Origin of the sequence: Gemmiger qucibialis (genome assembly GCF_027689445.1) — a bacterium.
Taxonomy (GTDB): domain Bacteria; phylum Bacillota; class Clostridia; order Oscillospirales; family Ruminococcaceae; genus Gemmiger; species Gemmiger qucibialis.
On sequence record NZ_JAQFEN010000003.1, the window covers coordinates 179,616 to 198,933 of the forward strand.

The 19,318-nt window shown below is 57.2% G+C and carries 15 protein-coding genes; 9 read left to right on the forward strand and 6 right to left on the reverse strand.

What is annotated here, in order from left to right; all coding sequences use genetic code 11:
• The first annotated feature begins 197 nt into the window (after positions 1–197).
• Together gltB and PG062_RS07355 are read left to right on the forward strand one after the other, a co-directional pair.
• The gene (gene gltB, locus PG062_RS07350; RefSeq protein ID WP_270751785.1) at positions 198–4,754 is read left to right on the forward strand and encodes a glutamate synthase large subunit; all 4,557 of its coding nucleotides are present in this window, start codon (positions 198–200) and stop codon (positions 4,752–4,754) included.
• Between the two features lie 14 nt (positions 4,755–4,768).
• Positions 4,769–6,250 carry a glutamate synthase subunit beta gene (locus tag PG062_RS07355; RefSeq protein WP_270751786.1) on the forward strand — a complete coding sequence of 494 codons (1,482 nt, stop codon included), beginning with the start codon at positions 4,769–4,771 and terminating at the stop codon, positions 6,248–6,250.
• Positions 6,251–6,362: 112 nt separating this feature from the next.
• Here the strand turns inward: PG062_RS07355 and PG062_RS07360 are convergent, their stop codons facing one another.
• From PG062_RS07360 to PG062_RS07375, 4 genes are all read right to left on the reverse strand, one after another.
• A complete protein-coding gene (locus PG062_RS07360) occupies positions 6,363–6,599 on the reverse strand; it encodes a hypothetical protein (protein ID WP_270751787.1) in 237 nt (78 codons plus the stop codon).
• A gap of 93 nt (positions 6,600–6,692) precedes the next feature.
• Positions 6,693–7,379, reverse strand: coding sequence for a YkgJ family cysteine cluster protein (locus PG062_RS07365; RefSeq protein ID WP_270751788.1), 687 nt, complete (start codon positions 7,377–7,379; stop codon positions 6,693–6,695).
• Positions 7,376–8,362 (reverse strand): D-isomer specific 2-hydroxyacid dehydrogenase family protein, encoded by a 987-nt coding sequence (locus PG062_RS07370; protein WP_270751790.1) that lies wholly within the window; start codon positions 8,360–8,362, stop codon positions 7,376–7,378. The genes PG062_RS07365 and PG062_RS07370 overlap by 4 nt, the downstream gene beginning before the upstream one ends.
• Positions 8,363–8,420: 58 nt before the next feature.
• On the reverse strand, positions 8,421–9,218 hold the full coding sequence (locus tag PG062_RS07375; RefSeq protein WP_270751791.1) for an alpha/beta hydrolase: 798 nt from the start codon (positions 9,216–9,218) through the stop codon (positions 8,421–8,423).
• Between the two features lie 224 nt (positions 9,219–9,442).
• On the opposite strand from PG062_RS07375, the gene htpG reads away from it, so the two are divergent.
• A complete protein-coding gene (gene htpG / locus PG062_RS07380) occupies positions 9,443–11,347 on the forward strand; it encodes a molecular chaperone HtpG (protein ID WP_270751792.1) in 1,905 nt (634 codons plus the stop codon).
• 279 nt (positions 11,348–11,626) lie between these two features.
• Here the strand turns inward: htpG and PG062_RS07385 are convergent, their stop codons facing one another.
• Together PG062_RS07385 and PG062_RS07390 are read right to left on the reverse strand one after the other, a co-directional pair.
• Entirely contained in the window at positions 11,627–13,006 is a 1,380-nt protein-coding gene (locus tag PG062_RS07385) for a sensor histidine kinase (protein WP_270751793.1), read from the reverse strand.
• On the reverse strand, positions 13,003–13,722 hold the full coding sequence (locus tag PG062_RS07390; protein ID WP_270751795.1) for a response regulator transcription factor: 720 nt from the start codon (positions 13,720–13,722) through the stop codon (positions 13,003–13,005). The genes PG062_RS07385 and PG062_RS07390 overlap by 4 nt, the downstream gene beginning before the upstream one ends.
• A gap of 160 nt (positions 13,723–13,882) precedes the next feature.
• Between PG062_RS07390 and PG062_RS07395 the strand changes: the two genes are divergently transcribed.
• The 6 genes from PG062_RS07395 to PG062_RS07420 all read left to right on the forward strand — a co-directional run bounded on the left by PG062_RS07395 (position 13,883) and on the right by PG062_RS07420 (position 19,224).
• Positions 13,883–14,806, forward strand: a complete 924-nt coding sequence (locus PG062_RS07395; protein ID WP_270751796.1) for an ABC transporter ATP-binding protein — start codon at positions 13,883–13,885, stop codon at positions 14,804–14,806.
• A gap of 1 nt (position 14,807) precedes the next feature.
• On the forward strand, positions 14,808–15,563 hold the full coding sequence (locus PG062_RS07400; RefSeq protein WP_270751797.1) for an ABC transporter permease: 756 nt from the start codon (positions 14,808–14,810) through the stop codon (positions 15,561–15,563).
• 3 nt (positions 15,564–15,566) lie between these two features.
• Positions 15,567–16,304, forward strand: a complete 738-nt coding sequence (locus tag PG062_RS07405) for an ABC transporter permease (protein WP_113999356.1) — start codon at positions 15,567–15,569, stop codon at positions 16,302–16,304.
• A gap of 384 nt (positions 16,305–16,688) precedes the next feature.
• On the forward strand, positions 16,689–17,636 hold the full coding sequence (gene pyrB / locus PG062_RS07410) for an aspartate carbamoyltransferase (RefSeq protein ID WP_270751798.1): 948 nt from the start codon (positions 16,689–16,691) through the stop codon (positions 17,634–17,636).
• Positions 17,630–18,058, forward strand: a complete 429-nt coding sequence (locus tag PG062_RS07415; RefSeq protein ID WP_270751799.1) for an aspartate carbamoyltransferase regulatory subunit — start codon at positions 17,630–17,632, stop codon at positions 18,056–18,058. Before pyrB ends, PG062_RS07415 begins: the two co-directional genes overlap by 7 nt.
• A gap of 182 nt (positions 18,059–18,240) precedes the next feature.
• Positions 18,241–19,224, forward strand: a complete 984-nt coding sequence (locus tag PG062_RS07420; RefSeq protein ID WP_270751800.1) for a Gfo/Idh/MocA family protein — start codon at positions 18,241–18,243, stop codon at positions 19,222–19,224.
• The last annotated feature ends 94 nt before the right edge of the window (positions 19,225–19,318 follow it).

Consider the following 19,318-nt stretch of genomic DNA (forward strand, 5'->3'; position numbering starts at 1 on the left):
TTAATTTCATAAAAATCTTTTGTTTGATGATTGCCATTCCCCTACTGGTGTGGTATAGTACATACAAGAACAAAGACGTTCCCACAAACGGGTTAGTGTACCCGTTGGGGAGCGTCTTTTTTCGTATCTATGCCAGGGTGGGAAATGTGCGTTCCCGCCCGGCCCCGCAGGAAATTACGGGAAGGAGCAAAAAACGGATGGAAAACTTTACAGAGCGCAAGGCCCCCGCCGGGCTGTATGATCCGCGGTTTGAACATGACAACTGCGGCATTGGTGCAGTTGTGGATATCAAGGGCCGCAAAACCCACAAAACGATCGACGATGCTTTGCAGATCGTGGAGCACCTGGAACATCGTGCCGGTAAGGATGCCGAAGGCAAAACCGGCGATGGTGTCGGTATCCTGCTGCAGATCGGCCACAAGTTCTTCAAAAAAGCTGCCGAAGAAGCCGGCATTACGCTGGGCAACGAGCGTGACTACGGCATTGGCATGTTCTTTTTCCCACAGGAAGAGTTGAACCGCAACCAGGACAAAAAGCTGTTTGAGATCATCTGCAAAAAAGAGGGGCTCAACTTCCTTGGCTGGCGCGAAGTGCCCACCTGCCCGGAAATTTTGGGCCACAAGGCACGTTCCTGCATGCCCAGCATCTGGCAGGCATTTGTGGAACGCCCGGCCCGCGTAAAGCCCGGCATTGACTTTGACCGTAAGCTTTATGTTGCCCGCCGCGTGTTTGAACAGTCCAGCCAGGATACTTATGTGTGCAGTCTTTCCAGCCGCACCATTGTGTACAAGGGCATGTTCCTGGTTAAAGAACTGCGCCTGTTCTATCCCGATTTGCAGAGCGAAGATTATGAATCTGCCATCGGCATGGTGCACAGCCGTTTTTCTACCAACACGGCACCCAGCTGGAACCGCGCCCACCCCAACCGCTTTATCCTGCATAACGGCGAGATCAACACCATCCGCGGCAACGTGGATACCATGCTGGCCCGCGAGGAAACCATTGGTTCCAACTACCTGAAAGAGGATATGACCAAGGTTCTGCCCATTGTGAACCAGGGTGGTTCCGACTCCGCCATGCTGGATAACACGCTGGAGTTTATGGTTATGAACGGCATGGAGCTGCCGCTGGCTGTTATGGTCACTATCCCCGAACCGTGGGAAAACAACCATAGTATGGACCCCAAAAAGCGTGCGTTCTATCAGTATTACGCCACCATGCTGGAACCGTGGGACGGCCCCGCTTCCATCCTGTTCAGTGACGGCGATGTGATGGGCGCTGTGCTGGATCGCAACGGTCTGCGCCCCAGCCGCTACTATATCACCAAAGACGGCCGCCTGATCCTTTCCAGTGAGGTCGGCGTGCTGGATATTCCCGCCGAAGAAATCGTGCGCAAGGACCGCCTGCGCCCCGGCAAAATGCTGTTGGTGGATACCGCCAGGGGTGAGCTGGTGGACGATGAAAGCCTGAAAGCTGATTACGCCAGCCGCGAGCCTTACGGCGAATGGCTGGACCGCAACCTGGTCAACCTGGCCGATTTGAAGATCCCCAACGAGCGCGTGCCCAGCCACGAGCATGACGAGCTGGTGCGGCTGCAGAAAGCATTCGGCTACCAGTACGAGGATGTTTCCACCATGATCCTGCCGATGGCAAAGAACGGCGCAGAGCCTGCCGGTGCCATGGGCAGCGATACCCCGCTGGCCGTTTTGAGCCACACCCATCCCCCGCTGTTTGAGTATTTTAAGCAGATGTTTGCCCAGGTCACCAACCCGCCCATCGACGCCCTGCGCGAGAAGATCGTGACCTCCACCACCGTATACGTTGGCGCACAGGGCAACCTGTTGGAAGAGGACGCCGAGAACTGCAAGGTGCTGAAAATCACCAACCCCATTTTGACCGAAACCGACCTGATGAAGATCAAGGCCATGAAGGTTCCCGGCTTTAAGGTGGAAACCATCTCCATCTGCTACTATAAGAACACCGACCTGGAAAAGGCCATTGACCGCCTGTTCGTTGATGTGGACCGCGCCTACCGCGATGGTGCCAACATCCTGATTTTGTCTGACCGCGAAATTGATGAGTACCATGTCGCCATCCCCAGCCTTCTGGCTGTGGGCGCAGTTTCCAAGTATCTGGTTCGTACCCGCAAGCGCACCGCCATGGCCCTGATCCTGGAAAGCGGTGAGCCCCGCAAGGTTCATGATTTTGCCACCCTGCTGGGCTACGGTGCCTGCGCCATCAACCCCTATCTGGCACAGGAGACCATCGGCGAGCTGATCAATGAGGGTCTGCTGGACAAAGATTACTATGCCGCCGTGAACGACTACAATAAAGCCGTTCTGGCCGGCATCGTCAAGATTGCCTCCAAGATGGGCATTTCCACCATCCAGTCCTACCAGGGCAGCCAGATTTTTGAAGCGCTGGGTCTGAGCAACGAGGTAGTGGATAAGTACTTTACCAACACCGTCAGCCGTGTGGGCGGCATTACCATCCGCGACATCCAGAACGACCTGGAAGCCCGCCACAAACAGGCATTCGACCCTCTGGGCCTGGATATCAGCATGGAGCTGACCAGCCTGGGTGAGCACAAGCTCCGCAGCGGCAAGCTGGCCGAAGATCATCTGTACAACCCGCTGACCATCCACCTGCTGCAGCAGGCCTGCTGGACCGGCGATTACAACAAGTTCAAGGCTTATACCGATGCCGTGAACGCCGAGGGCGGCGATGCCATGCACCTGCGCAGCCTGCTGGACTTCAATTATCCTGACGCCGGTATCCCGCTGGACGAAGTGGAAAGCGTGGATTCCATCGTACACCGCTTCAAGACCGCTGCCATGAGCTATGGCGCCCTTTCTGAGGAAGCCCACGAGTGCATGGCCATTGCCATGAACCGCATCGGCGGCAAGAGCAACACCGGCGAAGGCGGCGAAGCCGAAGACCGTTTTGGCACCGAGCGCAACAGCGCCATCAAGCAGGTGGCATCCGCCCGTTTTGGCGTGACCAGCAAGTATCTGGTTTCCGCCAGTGAGATTCAGATCAAGATGGCACAGGGCGCAAAGCCCGGCGAGGGCGGCCAGTTGCCCGGCGGCAAGGTTTACCCCTGGGTTGCCAAGACCCGCCACTCCACCACCGGCGTGGGCCTGATCTCTCCCCCGCCGCACCATGATATCTACTCCATTGAGGACCTGGCCCAGCTGATCTATGACCTGAAATGCTCCAACCGCAAGGCTGCCATCAACGTCAAGCTGGTCAGCGAAGCCGGTGTTGGCACCATTGCCGCCGGCGTTGCCAAGGCCGGCGCCGAAGTGATTTTGATTTCCGGTTTTGACGGCGGCACCGGCGCTGCACCGCGCAACTCCATCCACAATGCCGGCCTGCCGTGGGAGCTGGGCCTTGCCGAAGCACACCAGAGCCTGATCATGAACGGCCTGCGTTCCCGCGTGCGCATTGAAGCTGACAGCAAGCTGATGAGCGGCCGCGATGTGGCCATTGCCGCCATGCTGGGCGCTGAAGAGTTCGGCTTTGGCACCGGCCCGCTGGTTGCCATGGGCTGCGTGATGATGCGCGTGTGCAACCTGGATACCTGCCCCATGGGCATCTGCACCCAGAACCCCGAGCTGCGCAAGCGCTTTAAGGGCAAGCCGGAATACATCATCAACTTTATGCGCTTTATGGCCGAGGATCTGCGCGAATACATGGCCCGCCTGGGCGTGCATACCGTGGATGAACTGGTTGGCCGCACCGACCTGCTGAAAGTCAAGGATGCCCCGGCTGGTTCCCGCGCAAGCGAGATGGACCTGACTGCCCTGTTGAAAAACCCGCTGGTGGAAAACAGCAGCGTACACTTCAACGCCAAGGATGTTTATAACTTCGGCCTGGAAAAAACGCCGGATATGCGCGTGCTGATGAAGAAGTTCAAGAAGAGCTTTGACATGGCAGAGCCCAAGCCGATGACCGTTGAACTGGAAGTTGGCAACACCGACCGCGCGTTCGGCACGATTTTTGGCAGCGAGATCACCCGCAAGTTTGGCAACACCCTGCCGGAAGATACCTTCCATGTGATCTGCAACGGGTACGGCGGCCAGAGCTTTGGTGCCTTTATCCCCGCTGGCCTGACCTTGGAACTGGTTGGCGATTCCAACGACTATATGGGCAAGGGCCTTTCCGGCGGCAAGCTGATCGTTTACCCGCCCAAGGATGTCACCTATGACCGCAGCGAGAACATTGTCATTGGCAACGTTGCCCTGTACGGTGCGACCGCTGGTAAAGCGTTCATCAACGGTGTGGCTGGCGAGCGTTTCTGCGTGCGCAACTCCGGCGCTACCGCTGTTGTGGAGGGCGTCGGCGACCACGGTTGCGAATATATGACCGGCGGCACCGTGGTGGTGCTGGGCAAGACCGGCAAAAACTTTGCAGCCGGCATGAGCGGCGGCATCGCCTATGTGCTGGATGAGGACTGGGATTTCTACACCCGCGTCAACAAGGATATGGTCAGCCTGGAGCCGGTGGAACACAAGTATGATGTTTCGCTGCTGAAGGATTTGATCCGCGAGCATGTGGAAGCCACCGGCTCCCCCCGCGGCAAGGAAATCCTGGATAACTTTGGCGAGTATCTGCCCAAGTTCAAAAAGGTCCTGCCCCATGACTATGACAAGATGCTGCGCCTGATTGCCCAGATGGAAGAAAAAGGCGAAGACAGCGAGCAGGCACAGATCGAAGCGTTCTATGCAATGAAGAACGCTGCTAACAAATAAGGGAGGCGCAAACGATGGGAAAACCGACAGGATTTATGGAAATTGCCCGGCAGACCAGCACGGAGCTGCCGCCCGAAGAACGTATTCAGAACTTTAACGAATTTCACATCCCGCTGCCGCAGGATGAACAGCAGGCGCAGGGTGCCCGCTGCATGGATTGCGGCGTACCGTTCTGCCAGGCTGGCATGATGATTGGCGGCATGGCAAGCGGCTGCCCGCTGAACAACCTGATCCCCGAATGGAACGACCTGGTCTACCAGGGCAAGTGGGATCTGGCTGTACATCGCCTGCGCGCCACCAACCGCTTCCCGGAGTTTACCAGCCGGGTATGCCCCGCTCTGTGCGAAGCTGCCTGCACCTGCGGCTACACCACCGGCAGCCCTGTTACCGTAAAGGAGAACGAGCACGCCATTGTAGAATATGGCTATGAATCCGGCCTGCTGACCGCCTGCCCGCCCCCGACCCGCACCGGCAAAACCGTTGCCGTGGTTGGCGCCGGTCCTGCCGGCCTTGCGGTTGCCGATTACCTGAACAAGCGCGGCCACAAAGTGACCGTATACGAGCGTGAGGATCGCGTGGGCGGCCTGCTGATGTACGGCATCCCCAACATGAAGCTGGAAAAGCAGGTCATTGACCGCCGCGTGAACATTATGAAGGCCGAGGGCATTGACTTTGTAACCTGCGCCGATGTTGGCGGCAGCACCCCTGCCCAGGATGTGCTGGATGCACACGATGCCGTTGTGCTGGCCTGCGGTGCCAAGCAGGCGCGTGACATCAACGCCCCGGGGCGCGATGCACAGGGGATCTACTTTGCCGTGGATTACCTGACCAGCGTGACCCGCAGCCTGCTGGATTCCGGCTTTTCCGATGGCAAGGCCGTGAGTGCCAAGGACAAAAAGGTGTTGGTCATCGGCGGTGGCGATACCGGCAACGACTGTGTCGGCACCGCCATCCGCCAGGGCTGCGCAAGCGTGACCCAGCTGGAAATGATGCCCTGCCCGCCCACAGAACGCACCGCCGCCAACGCCTGGCCCGAATGGCCCAAGGTGCTGAAAACCGATTACGGCCAGCAGGAAGCCATCGCCGTGTTTGGCAGCGACCCGCGCATTTACCAGACCACGGTCAAAGAGTTCTATAAGGACGAAGCCGGTCAGGTTTGCGGTGCGCTGATTGCCAAGCTGGAAAGCAAAGTGGTGGATGAAGCCACCGGCCGCCGCGCCATGGTGCCCACCGGCGAAGAATTTGCCATCGAGTGCGACCTGGTGCTGATTGCCGCCGGTTTTACCGGCTGCCAGCCCTATGTGGCCGAAGCGTTTGGCGTTGACCTGACCAAGCGCGGCACCGTTGCCGATACTAAGTACGCCACCAACGTGCCCCATGTATTTACCTGCGGCGATATGCGCCGCGGCCAGAGCCTTGTTGTTTGGGCCCTGCGCGAAGGCCGCGATGCCGCCGCCGAGGTGGATAAGAGCCTGATGGGCTACACCAACCTGTAACAAGCCATATTCTTAACATCCGTTTTATAATAGACAGCAGCCCCCGTACCGATGTGCGCACAAAATCATCGGTGCGGGGGCTGCTGCTTTATGATTTTATTATGGCTTCAGGTTATTTATCCTTATTGTCCTTGTGGAACGCCACATAGAAGCAGAGGATGAGCCCCACGCACATGGCCGCTGTGGAGATGATGAACGGCACCAGCGTTTGGGTACCCAAAAAGCTGCCCAGCAGGCCGTTAATGCCATTATAGTTCCAGGGGTTCATAACGGCATAGATAAAGCAGAACGAAGAAAACACAAGGCCAACCAACGTCAGCAGCAGGCCACATAACAGTTTAGGTGCCATAGTTTTCCCTCCTCTTCATCATACACCGTCATATTTTATTTTCTGTTCTTGCAACCATCAATGTCTCGCTTACCGAGCCGCTGATGGTTGATCTCACAGCATTTTATCCAGCAGCGGCCAAAGCGCCTGGGTGTTGGCGTTGAACTGGGGGTAAAAATCATCCTGGATGGAATAATCAAAATACAGGGCGCGTGCAATGCGGCGGGCGGCGGGCAGGTAGCGCGGGTTTTCGCGTCCGCCTGCCTGCTGCAGCTTATCCGAAAGCTGGGTACACACCACAGCCCACCGGGCGTCAATCCCGGCGCGGGCGGTGATGGCGGCATCGTCCAGGTAATTTTGCAGGGTGCGCTGTTCCTGCGCGGATACGCGGGCACCGCACAATGGCAGCTGCACGTAATATTCCATGGCGGCTGTTGCCGGGTCAATGGCCTGGCCCAGCGGGTAAAGAGCGCAGGCCAGCGGGCGGGCGGCGTGGATGGTGCAGGCATCGGCCTCAAAAAAGGGGCAGTTGCCTGTGCGGGCATTGGGGCGCAGCACCACGGCAGGCAAAAGGGTCTGCGGGGCAAACTCCTGCTTGCAAAAAGCATCCGCCGTCAAGCGCGGGGGCAGGCCCAGGCGGCGGGCAATGCGGTACAGGTCATAACCGGAAAGCACCAGGTCCCGCCGGTTACGGCAGCAGTCCCCGCAGCCTGCACAGACAAAGTCAAATGGCTCCCCTGCCGCCAGCCGCGGGCACTGGGCCAGCGCAGCGGCAGATTCGGCACGGCCCGGTTCTGTCACAGGCGCACCTCCAGTGGGGTCTGCTCGCCATCCGCCATGGCGCGCACAGCCTTAAAGGCGCTTTCCACCATGCTGGCCACGTTCACATCGGTATAAAACGCGGTGTGCGGGGTAAAGATCACATTCGGGAAGCTGCGCAGCATGGCAAGTTCGCGGTTCTGCAACGCATCGCCCATATGGTTAAAGTAGAACAGGCCGTTCTCGTTTTCCACAACGTCCAGGCCGGCTGCACCGATCTTGCCGCTTTCCAGCCCGTTTACCAGCGCTTCCGGATCAATCAGGGTGCCGCGGGCTGTGTTGATCAGCACAACGCCGTTTTTCATCTTGGCAATAGCATTGGCATCGATCATATGGCGGTTGGCGGCGGTGGCGTTGGTGTGCAGGGTGATGATATCACAGCTCTTGTACAGGGTATCCAGGTCCACATACTCCGCATACTGGCGTGCTTCATCGTTGGGGTACAGGTCGTAAGCCAGCAGCTTGCAGCCAAAGCCGCTTAAGTGGCGCAGCACAGTGCGGCCAATGTTGCCGGTGCCGATCACCCCCACCGTCATACGGGTGATATCGCGGCCCATCTTGCCGCTTAAGGAATAATCCTGGGCATCGGCACGGCGCAGAATCTGGCCCACTTTGCGGTTGCACATCAGCATCAGCATAATGGCATAATCGGCCACACCTGCCGGCGGATACCAGGAATGGGAGATGCGCATGCCAAGCTCCTTGGCTTTCTGCTGCGGGATATGGTCATAGCCAATGCTGCGGCAGGGCAGGAATTTGACCCCCATCGCGGCCCAGGCTTCCAGATATTCCGGTGCAATCAGGCAGGGGTTAGTGCTGACGGCATCGCAGCCTTTGGCAAGTTCCAGGTTATCCGGCGTGGGGACCGCTGCGGTATAGGCATAATCAATGCCGTACTGTTTGCTGTATGGATCACAATAGGCTTGCTCGTCGAAAGGACGGAGGGCATAAAACATGATCTTCATGGTGTAACCTCCTTAATAATAGGGTTACAAAAACGGCTTCTTAATTGGGCTGCTCAAATCACAGGGTAAAATCCAGGGTCTCCCCCAGCCAGCCCATGCACAGGGGCAGCCAGGCATTGTTATGCTTGTTAGGGGTGTTGACCTCGTTGGTGCAGGTGCTGGAGCCATGGCCGCCATGGGTGAACAGGTGCAGCTCAAACGGCACGTTGTTCTCTTTCAGGGCGCCTGCCAGCAGCAGGCTGTTTTCCACGGGCACAGCCTGATCTTCCACGGTGTGCCAGATGAAGAAAGGCGGCACATCGGGGCGCACCTGGTTTTCCAGGCTCATGGTCTGCAGCAGGGCTTCATCCGCGCCGCACAGGTTCTCAAAAGAGCCGCGGTGGGCGAACTTGCCGCTGGTGATAACGGGGTACCCCAGCACCACCGCATTGGGGCGGGCTTCGGTTCCGGTAATACCAAGGGCCTGCTGCACGGGAGCTGCATCCCACAGCAGGGCGGTGGAAGCCGCCAGGTGGGCACCGGCAGAAAAGCCAACGATGGTGATCTTATCCGCCGCAATGCGCAGGTCCGCCGCATTCCGGCGCAGGTACAGGATGGCGGACGCGGCTTCGGTCAGCGGCTGCCACAGCAGCGGGGCGTGGTCAGTGGAATAAATCAGGGTGAACACATGGTAGCCGGCCTGCAAAAACTGGACGGCAACAGGGTCCGCTTCGCGCGGGGAGCAGTAGCGGTAGCCGCCGCCGGGCAGGATCAGCACTGCCGGGCGGGTGTTGTAGCTGGGCATTTCGGTGGTTTCGTCACGCAGGTAGCCGGTCAGCATGGCACCGGTGGCAAGTTTATGTTCTACAAATTTCATAACATCAGGCTCCTAATGATAAATATGAAGATACAGTTATTAGGATAGCGCAAAAAATGTGCTTTGAAAAGCCTTTTTCTGTATTTTACATACAGTTTTTTAACTTTTTGTAAAAAGGGCAATCAGGACTTGCACTTTGCGGGTAAGAGTGCTAATATATGCTTAGCACTTAAAGCACGCGAGTGCTAAACCATAAAATATATAAAAGTGAGGTCATTGTAACTATGGCAATGCATCAGTTTAAGGCCGAGAGCAAAAAGCTGCTTGACCTGATGATCAATTCTATTTATACCAACCGCGAGATCTTCCTGCGCGAGCTGATCTCCAACGCATCGGATGCCTGCGACAAGCTGTATTTCAAGAGCCTGACGGATACTTCCATCAACGTAAAAAAAGAAGACCTGCACATTCATATTGCAGCCGATAAAGAGAACCGCACCCTGACCATCAGCGATAACGGCATTGGCATGACTAAGGATGAGCTGGAAAAGAACCTTGGCACCATTGCCCGCTCCGGCAGCCAGGACTTTAAGGCAAGCAATCAGAACGAGAATATTGACATCATCGGTCAGTTCGGCGTTGGCTTCTACTCCGCTTTCATGGTTGCCAGCAAGGTGACCGTTGTTTCCCGCGCGGAGGGCAGCGAGGAAGCCTGGCAGTGGTCGTCCTCCGGCGTGGAGGGATACACCCTGACCGAAGCCGAAAAGCCGGAAGTTGGCACCGAGATCACCCTGGTGCTGAAAGAGGACACCGAAACCGACAAATACAGCGAATATCTGGACGAGTACACCATCTCCGGCCTGGTCAAGAAGTACAGCGATTACATCCGCTACCCCATTACCATGTACCGCGAGAAGAGCCGCCAGAAGCCGAAGCCGGAGGACGCCGGTGACGACTATAAGCCGGAGTACGAAACCTACACCGAGCTGGAAACCCTGAACAGCATGGTGCCCATCTGGAAGCGCGACAAGAAAGATGTAAAGCCGGAAGAATACAACGAGTTCTACAAGAGCAAGTTCATGGATTATTCCGACCCGCTGCGCGTGATTACCAGCCGCACCGAGGGCACCGCAACCTACACCGCCCTGCTGTTTGTGCCCGGCCAGACGCCGTATGATTACTACACCAAGGAGTACGAAAAGGGTCTGGCCCTGTATGCTTCCGGCGTTATGATCATGGAAAAATGCGCTGACCTGCTGCCGGATTACTTCAGCTTTATCAAGGGCGTTGTGGACAGCGAGGACCTGAGCCTGAACATCAGCCGTGAAACGCTGCAGAAGGACGGCCAGGTAAAGCTGATCCGCAACAGCCTGGAAAAGAAGATCAAGAACGAACTGCACGCCATGCTGGTGAACGACCGCGAGAAGTACGAAACCTTCTGGAAAGCATTTGGCCGCCAGATCAAGTTTGGTATTTACGGCGATTACGGCATGCACAAAGACCTGCTTTCCGACCTGCTGATGTTCTACTCTGCCAAGGAGCAGAAGCTCATCACGCTGGATGAATACATTGAGAAGATGCCGGAAGGCCAGAAGGCCATTTACTTTGCCGCTGGTGACGAGGCGGCCCGCCTGGGCAAACTGCCCAACGCACAGCTGGTGCTGAGCAAGGGCTATGACCTGCTGCTGTGCAGCGAGGATGTGGATGAATTCTGCCTGCAGATCATGCACGACTACAAGGAAAAGGAATTCAAAAACATCAACTCCGGCGATCTGGGCCTGGAAACCGAGGAAGAAAAGAAGGCTGCCGAGGAGACCGCAACCGAAAACAAGGACCTGTTTGAGGAGATCAAGAAGGCCCTGAACGGCAAGATCAAAGATGTGAAGGTCAACCCGACTTTGCAGGATCACCCGGTATCGCTTTCCAGCGAGGGCGGTATTTCCATGGAGATGGAAAAGATCCTGCGCAAGATGCCTGCCGGCGGCGAGGGCATGGAGAGCACCAAGGTGCTGGAGCTGAACCCCAACCACGCCGTGTTTGGTGCGCTGAAAGCCGCTCATGAGGCCGGTGACACCGACAAGATCAATAAGTACGCCGAGCTGTTGTACGACCAGGCCCTGCTGATTGAGGGCCTGCCGCTGGAAGACCCCGTTGCCTACGCACAGCTGGTCTGCGACCTGATGAAGTAATGGCATCCAGGCTTTATGCCAGACAATCTAAGGCAACACCGCACAATTCCCGCCTGACGGCTTAAGCACCGCTCCGGCGGCTGCGGCACGGCATCTGCGTTGCCAAAATGCTCGATAAGACATCCAGTATTATCTGCGCTTTTGGCTTAGCAGCTGCCGCACCTCGCTCGCCGTATCGGCACTTAGAATTATGCGGTATTGCCTTAACATAGCATAACAATCCCCCACCGGGCGGTGCTGCAAAGTGCTTTGCCCGGCGGGGGATTTGTTTTTTGGGTATTATTTTTCGTTTTCGTCTTTGGCCAGTGGCAGCTGCATCATCACTTTTGCACCGTGGGGGTCCCGGTTGACAAACTGCACGCTGCCGCCGTGGGCGTTTATGATTTGCTCCACCACATGCAGGCCCAGAATATGCGGGGCGTTCTCCCCTTCCGGTTCGCCGTTCAGCACGGCCAGCACGCTTTGCGGGTAGCCGGTGCCGTCATCCTGTATGGTCAGGTGCAGCGTTGTTTCGTCGGCATCCGCGTGGAAAGCCAGCGTGATCGGCCCCGCATTATGGCGCACGGCGTTTTGCAGCACATTTTCCAGCGCACGAGTCAGCAGAGCGGCATCAGCGTGCAGGATGGCGGTTTCTACTGCCGGGGTAATGTTGCAATCCAGTGTGCAGCGGGCGGCCAGGGGGTTCTCACAAAAAGCCGCCACCACCCGGCGCAAAAACGGCCCCGCCTGGGTGGACCGGCGGCGCAGGGGCTGGGCGCCGTATTGCAGCTTGCTGGTCAGGTTCAGGTCCTCAATCAGGCTGCGGATTTTTTCGCACTGGGTGCAGATGCCGCCCGCTTTCTGTCTGGCTGCTGCGGGCAGGGTGGCATCCCGCTGCAGCTGTTCCGCCCAGCCCAGGATCAGTGCCAGCGGAGTGCGGATATCATGGCTGACCCCGGCGATCCACTCGGTTCGGGCGGTATCCCGCCGGGCAATGATCTCATTGCGGCGGCGCAGCTGCTCGCTGGTTTCGTTCAGCTTTTGGGCAAGCTCCCCCGCAAAGCCGGCGGCAGGCAGGCTGACCGTACCGCCCTGCGCCAAGGTATCCAGCCCGGCTGTTACGGTTTGCAGGCTTTTGCTCCCGCGCCAGCTGAAGAACAGGCAGCACCCCAGCACCACCAGCAGGAGCCCCACCATGGTGAGCTGAATGCTTTTGGCCAGCATTATTATCATTTTTTGCTTCATGTCGATGTTATACTTCCAGCAGGTTCCAACCGGTTCTGCCACAACAAACAGCCCGTAATCCGCCGCCCAGCACTGCACGGGGTAATCGGCCAGGTACCAGTGGGAGAACACGGCAACTTCCGATGCCGTGTACCGGTGATTCAGCTTTTGCGGCAGGTCTTGCTGCCAGATGACATTGCCATTATCGTCCAGCACCATGGCCCAGGCATAGCCCTGCATCCATTCTGCCGGGGTATGTTCCCGACCCCATTGCAGGCCGGTTTCGGTTTGTTTTAGGGCATCAGCCAAGGCGCCGACCCGGTAGCCTGTTGCATCCACCGCGTTGGACTTGAACCCCACATAAAAAATCTGCTCCACCAGCAAACCGCCCACCAGCAGCACAATAGCGGCTGTGGCCAGCACATAGCGGCGGATCAGGGCTGCAAAAGTTTTCATTGTACGTTCTCCTCTGCCAATTTATAGCCGATGCCCCGCACCGTTAGAAGGTACTGCGGCTTGCTGGGGTTGGGTTCCAGCTTTTCCCGCAGGTGGCGGATGTGAACATTCAGGCTGTTCTCGTACCCGTAATAGTCTGCCCCCCACACGGCTTCGCACACCGCGTCATAAGTAACGATATGGCCGCGGTTTTCGGCCAGCTTTTGCAGCAGAGCGCGCTCGGTGGCCGTCAGGGGCTGGGCGGTGCCATCCGGCAGGCGGACCAAAGCATCGGCCAGATACACCGTGCGCTGGCCCAGCTGGAGCGTTTTTGCGGCAGTCCGCCACAGTTCGCCCCGATAGCAGCGCTGCAAAATGCGCTGGATGCGCAGCAAAAGCTCCTGCGTTAAAAACGGCTTGGTCAAGTAGTCGTCCGCGCCCAGGCCCAGACCAAACAGCCGGTCGGCGTCAGCATCGCGGGCAGAAAGAAAAAGCGCCGGGATATCCGCCATGCTGTGCAGCGTGCGGAACAGGGTAAAGCCGTCCCCATCCGGCAGGTTGATGTCCAAAATCATCAGGTCCGGACGGTTGGCGGCAAATGCCGCTTGGGCCGCTGCGCAGCCGGTGCAGGCGGTCAGCTGGTTGTAGCCGGTGCTGCGCAGCGCCGTGGTAACAAGGTTCAGCAGATCCTGGTTGTCATCCACAATCAAAATTTTAGCATCATAAATGGTTTGCATGGGTGCGCCCCCTTTGTGCTTTTATTATAATACGAGCACCGGGCTGCCGATAGAGCCGCCGGGCAGAATTAAGCTAAACTTAAGCTGGGCTTTGTGGCAGGTTAAGGTCGGCGTGTTACCATGCCTTTGTTCCCAAAAGATGAACAAAGGAGTGTTAGCTATGCAATATGTAATTGAAACAAAACGGCTGTGCAAAACCTATGGTGGCCGTACCGTGGTTCACAATCTGGACCTGCATGTTCCGCAGGGGTGTGTGTATGGTTTTATTGGGCCAAATGGCGCGGGTAAATCTACCAGCATGAAAATGCTGCTGGGGCTGGTTCACCCCACGGCGGGCAGCGTGGCTCTGCTGGGCCGCACATTGACGGAGCGTACCCGGCTGGAGCTGCTGCGCCAGACCGGCAGTTTGATTGAGTCGCCATCCGGCTACCTGCACCTTACTGCGCAGGAAAACCTTGAAATTGTAGCCGACCTGAAAGGCGTGCCCTACAAAGACATCGACCGCGTGCTGGAAATTGTACACCTGCCGGCAGACCGAAAGCGCAAGGTGGGGCAGTATTCCCTTGGCATGAAACAGCGCCTGGGCATTGCCATGGCTCTGCTGGGCAGCCCCAGGCTGCTGATCCTGGATGAACCCACCAACGGTCTTGACCCGGCTGGCATCCAGGAAATGCGTGCATTGATCCACGATATGCCAGATGCCTGCGGTGCCACGGTGCTGATTTCCAGCCATTTGCTGGGCGAGATGGAGCAGATTGTGAGCCAGGTGGGCATCATCAACCACGGCCAGCTGCTGTTTGAAGGCCCGCTGGCGGAATTGCAGCGCCACAGCCGCGGCAATGTTGTTCTGCGCCTGCTGGCTCCGGACCGCGGGGCCGCCGTGCTGCGCCGCTACGGTCTGACCCCGCAGCCTGCGGACAACGGCTGCCTGCTGCCCACCATGGAGGATGCCCGCCTGGCCGCGCTGGTGCAGGATCTTGCCGCCGAGGGGGCCGGGGTGGTTGGCGTGGAGCGGCAGACCAAGAATCTGGAAGAAATTTTCCTGAGCCTGACCAACACGCAAACCGGCAAGGAGGTGGGCTGACATGTACACAAGCATCCGCGCCGAGCTGCAAAAGGCCCGCCGCCGGCATGATCTGATTGTCTGCCTGCTGGTGCCGGTCATGGCGCTGCTTTGGTGCCAGTCCGCTGCGCCGACCGGTGCTGACGAGCTGGCATCCGCTTATAGTGCCCTGTTTTACAGCCTGCCCATCATCAATACCATTTTAATGCCGTTGGCCATGGCGATTCTGGCAAGCAGGCTTTGGGATGTGGAAGTCAAAGGCTGTACGCCCAAACTGCTGTATACCCTGCAAAGCCGCCGCAGCCTGTTTGCCGCAAAGGCAGCGCTGGGGCTGGCGGAGATCTTTTTGATCGTCACGCTGGAAGCTGCGGGCGCCCCGCTGATCGGGCACTTGCAGCATTACACGCAGCCCTACCCCGCCGCAGGCCAGGCTGCCTATCTCTGGGGCTGCACCTTTGCCGTGGACTGCATGATTTTTTTCTCTGAGCTGCTTTTGACAGTGCTGCTGGCCAATCCCCTGCCCGCTTTGTGTGTGGGCATTCTTGGCACGCTGCTGGGACTGTTCAGTGCCTTTATGCCGGCATGGGTCGGCTATTTTGTGCCGTGGGGGTATTTTATCCCTCTGAACACCTACCGGATTGCGGACTGGGACCAGGCCAGCAAAGTAGTCACCTACATGATTGTGCCGTTCCAGTGGCCGCTGCTGGTTGCCACGGTGGTTTTGGCCGGTATTTTGTTTTTTGCCGCGTGGTATGCCATGCGGAACAAGGAGGTGTGACCCATGCTGCTGCGTTGTATCCGTGCAGAAAACCGCAAACTGCACGCTTCGCCCATCTGGTTTATGTTTTTTATTCTGCCCATCATTTCCGCCGGGTACGGAACCTTCAACTACCTGCAAAACCTTGAAATTTTGCGGGACGGCTGGTACAGTCTGTGGACCCAGCACACACTATTTTACTCGCTGTTTTTCTTTCCCTGCATGGTGGCGGTATACGCGGCGTACCTGTGGCGGCTGGAGCACATAGGCCACAACTGGAACCTGATTATGGCGGAGCCGGTGCCGCCCTTTTACCTGTTCCTTGCCAAGTTGCTTGTGGTGACAAAGCTGGTACTGCTGACTCAGGCATTTGTGTTTGTATTGTACTGGTTCTGCGGCCGGGTGTTCGCCGGGTTCACAGCGCCCCCGCCGGCCATTACCATCTTTTACCTGGTGCGCAGTGTACTGGGCGGGCTGGCCGTGGTGGCGGCGCAGCTGCTATTTTCCATGGTGATCCGCAGCTTTGCCTTGCCGGTGTTTTTGGGGCTGGCCGGGGGTGTTTCCGGCATGCTGCTGGCCAGCCGGGGCTACTGGTACGCCTGGCCCTATTGCCTGATGCAGCGCGGCATGAACGCTAACCAGAGCAGTGATATGCTGGCGGACAGCTACCTGGGCTTCGCTTTGGCCTGTGTTGGCTGGCTGGCGCTGATTTTGCTTGCGGTCCAGCTGCTGTTGAGCCACCAGGATGTAAAGGTCCGGTAAAGGCTGCACCGGCTTTGCCGCGCATTTTGACCGCTTTTGTAAAATTGCCTCAAAAAAATCGGACGTTTTTGGGGGTTAATGGGTTTTATTTGCCGGGCAGGTATGATATAATAAGCCAGGTTTGCGGCCAGCTTTGCCGCACTGCCGGTTTGAACGTATTTCCCGAACGTGTGCCTGCCCCGCGCATGGCACCGTTTGACCAAGGTGTATCTGAAAAGTCGAAAATATCGTCTATTTCTACAAACACAGCGAGATTTTGCGTTAAAAAGCCTTGGAATCCACAAAGGATTCCGGCGGCTCTTTGCCTTACATTCTGCTTGTTTTTGCGAAATATCCGTCATTTTCTTTGTTTTCAGATACACCATAAGGAAAGGATGGCTGTTGATGAGACATTTGATTGATCCCCTTGACTTTACAAAGGAAGAAACCCAAAAGCTGCTGGACCTTGCGGACCGCATCCATGATGACCCCGAAGCATACCAGGATGTAGCTGACCGCAAGCGCCTGGCCACACTGTTCTATGAGCCTTCCACCCGCACCCGCCTTTCGTTTGAATCGGCGATGCTGCGTTTGGGCGGCAAGGTGTTGGGTTTCCCGGATGCCGGTGTTTCCAGTGCTTCCAAGGGTGAAACCGTTGCGGATACCATCCGCATTATCAGCTGCTATGCGGATATTGCCGCCATGCGCCACCCCAAAGAGGGGGCCCCGCTGCGCGCTTCCCTTTACAGCAAGATCCCGGTGATCAATGCCGGTGACGGCGGCCACAGCCACCCCACCCAGACCCTGTTGGACATGATGACCATCCGCCGCCGCAAGGGCCGTTTGGACAACCTGACCATTGGTTTCTGCGGCGACCTGAAGTTTGGCCGCACGGTGCATTCCCTCATCAAGAGCCTGGCCCGCTATGACAACATAAAGTTTGTCCTGATCAGCCCCGAAGAACTGCGCGTGCCGGATTACATCATCAATGAAGTACTGGAGCCCCGCGGCATCCCCTACATTGAGACCCGCAACCTGGAAGGTGCTCTGCCGGACCTCGATATTTTGTACATGACCCGTGTGCAGCGCGAGCGCTTTTTCAATGAGGAAGATTACATTCGCCTGCGTGACAGCTACATCCTGACCGCCGAAAAGCTGAGCCTTGCCCCGGCGGACATGGCGGTGCTGCATCCCCTGCCGCGTGTGAACGAAATTACGCTGGATGTGGACGATGACCCGCGCGCCGCCTACTTTGAGCAGGCACAGAACGGCGTGTATGTGCGCATGGCTTTGATTATGACGCTGCTGGGGCTGAAAGACCCCAAAACCGGGGAGGTTGCTTTTGAATGCTGAATATTGATGAAATCATGAACGGCGTGGTCATTGACCACATTACCGCCGGGACCGGGCTTTCGCTGTATCACCTGCTGGAGCTGGAAAAGCTGAACGAAGCCAGCGTGGCCCTGCTGCAGAACGTGCGCAGCCAGAAAAGCGGCAAAAAGGATATTATTAAAATCGAGGGCGATATTTCCGGCTTGAATTTTGATGTGCTGGGTTATGTGGACCCGCAGATCAGCCTGACCTTTATTGAGAACGGTCATGTATCCCGCAAGGTGCGCCCGGACCAGCCCAAGCGCCTGGTGAACGTGATCAAGTGCACCAACCCCCGCTGCATTACTTCCCTGGAGACCGGCTGCGACCACATCTTTGCCCTGACCCCCAGCGGACGCTACCGCTGCGTTTACTGTGAGCAGGAGTTCAAGGTACGCCCGTAAGGCAGTGCCGCATTTTCCTGTTCTGTTCCCATAATAAGTTCAGACCCGGCATGATGGAACGGATTTTGCTGTTCCCCTGCCGGGTCTGTTTTTTCTTGCTGTTTTGCGCGTGTTTCCTTGCCGCAATTTCCTGCTTGTGGTACGATATGCACAAAGAGCCCTTGTTAATGGGAGGTAATTTTATGAATTGGGGAATTTTAGCTACCGGCACCATTGCCAACAAATTTGCCACAACAGTCAATGCGATGGCTGCCGAGGGCGAGCGGCTTGCCGCAGTCGGCTCCCGCCGGGCCGAAAGTGCCAAAGCCTTTGCGGCGCAGTACAACATCCCGCACTGGTACGCCAGCTATGAAGAGCTTGCCGCCGATCCCGCCGTAGATGCCATCTACATTGCTACGCCCAACGCCCTGCATTACGAAAACTGCAAACTCTGCCTGGAGCACGGCAAGCATGTTCTGTGCGAAAAGCCGTTCACCATCAATGCAGAGCAGGCCAAAGAGCTGTATGCCCTGGCGGAAAAAAAGCAGCTTTTTATCATGGAAGCATTCTGGATTCGCTTTTTGCCGCTGTATGCCAAATTGCAGCAGATGCTGGCGGATGGGGTGATCGGTACGCTGCAAACCATCACCTGCCAATACGGTTTTACCACTGAAGGCGCCCGCCGCGAGCGCAAATTCAACTCTGCTTTGGGCGGTGGCGCTTTGCTGGATATTGGCATTTATAACCTTGGCTTTTTGCAGATGGTCACCGGCCAGCAGCCCCAGAACGTGCAGACAGAAGAACTGCGCCTGACAGAATACGGCACCGATGAATACAGCAAACTGCGGCTTGCCTACCCCAGCGGCTGCACGGCGGAATCGGTGCAAACCATCGGCCAGCGCCTTACCCGCATGGCCTGCATTGTGGGCACCAAGGGCCGCATTACCCTGCCGGACTTCCAGTACGCCGAACATATGACGCTGGAACTGGACGGCCAGCCACCGCAGGAACTGGATTTTCCCTTTGATGTGAACGGTTTTGAATACCAGATTCGGGAAGTAAGCCGTTGTGCTGCCACTGGCAGGCACCACAGCAGCATTTATACCCCGCAGCAAAGCATTGCCCTGACCCAACTAATGTATGATATCCGCATGGCCTGGGGCATGAAATTTGAGGGCGAGGAATAAGCAGCTTTTGGTAAAGCTTTGTCCCCTTTTTATATTTTCCACACAGACAAAAACAGCCCCAGGCGGCACCTTTTATGGGTACTGCCCGGGGCTG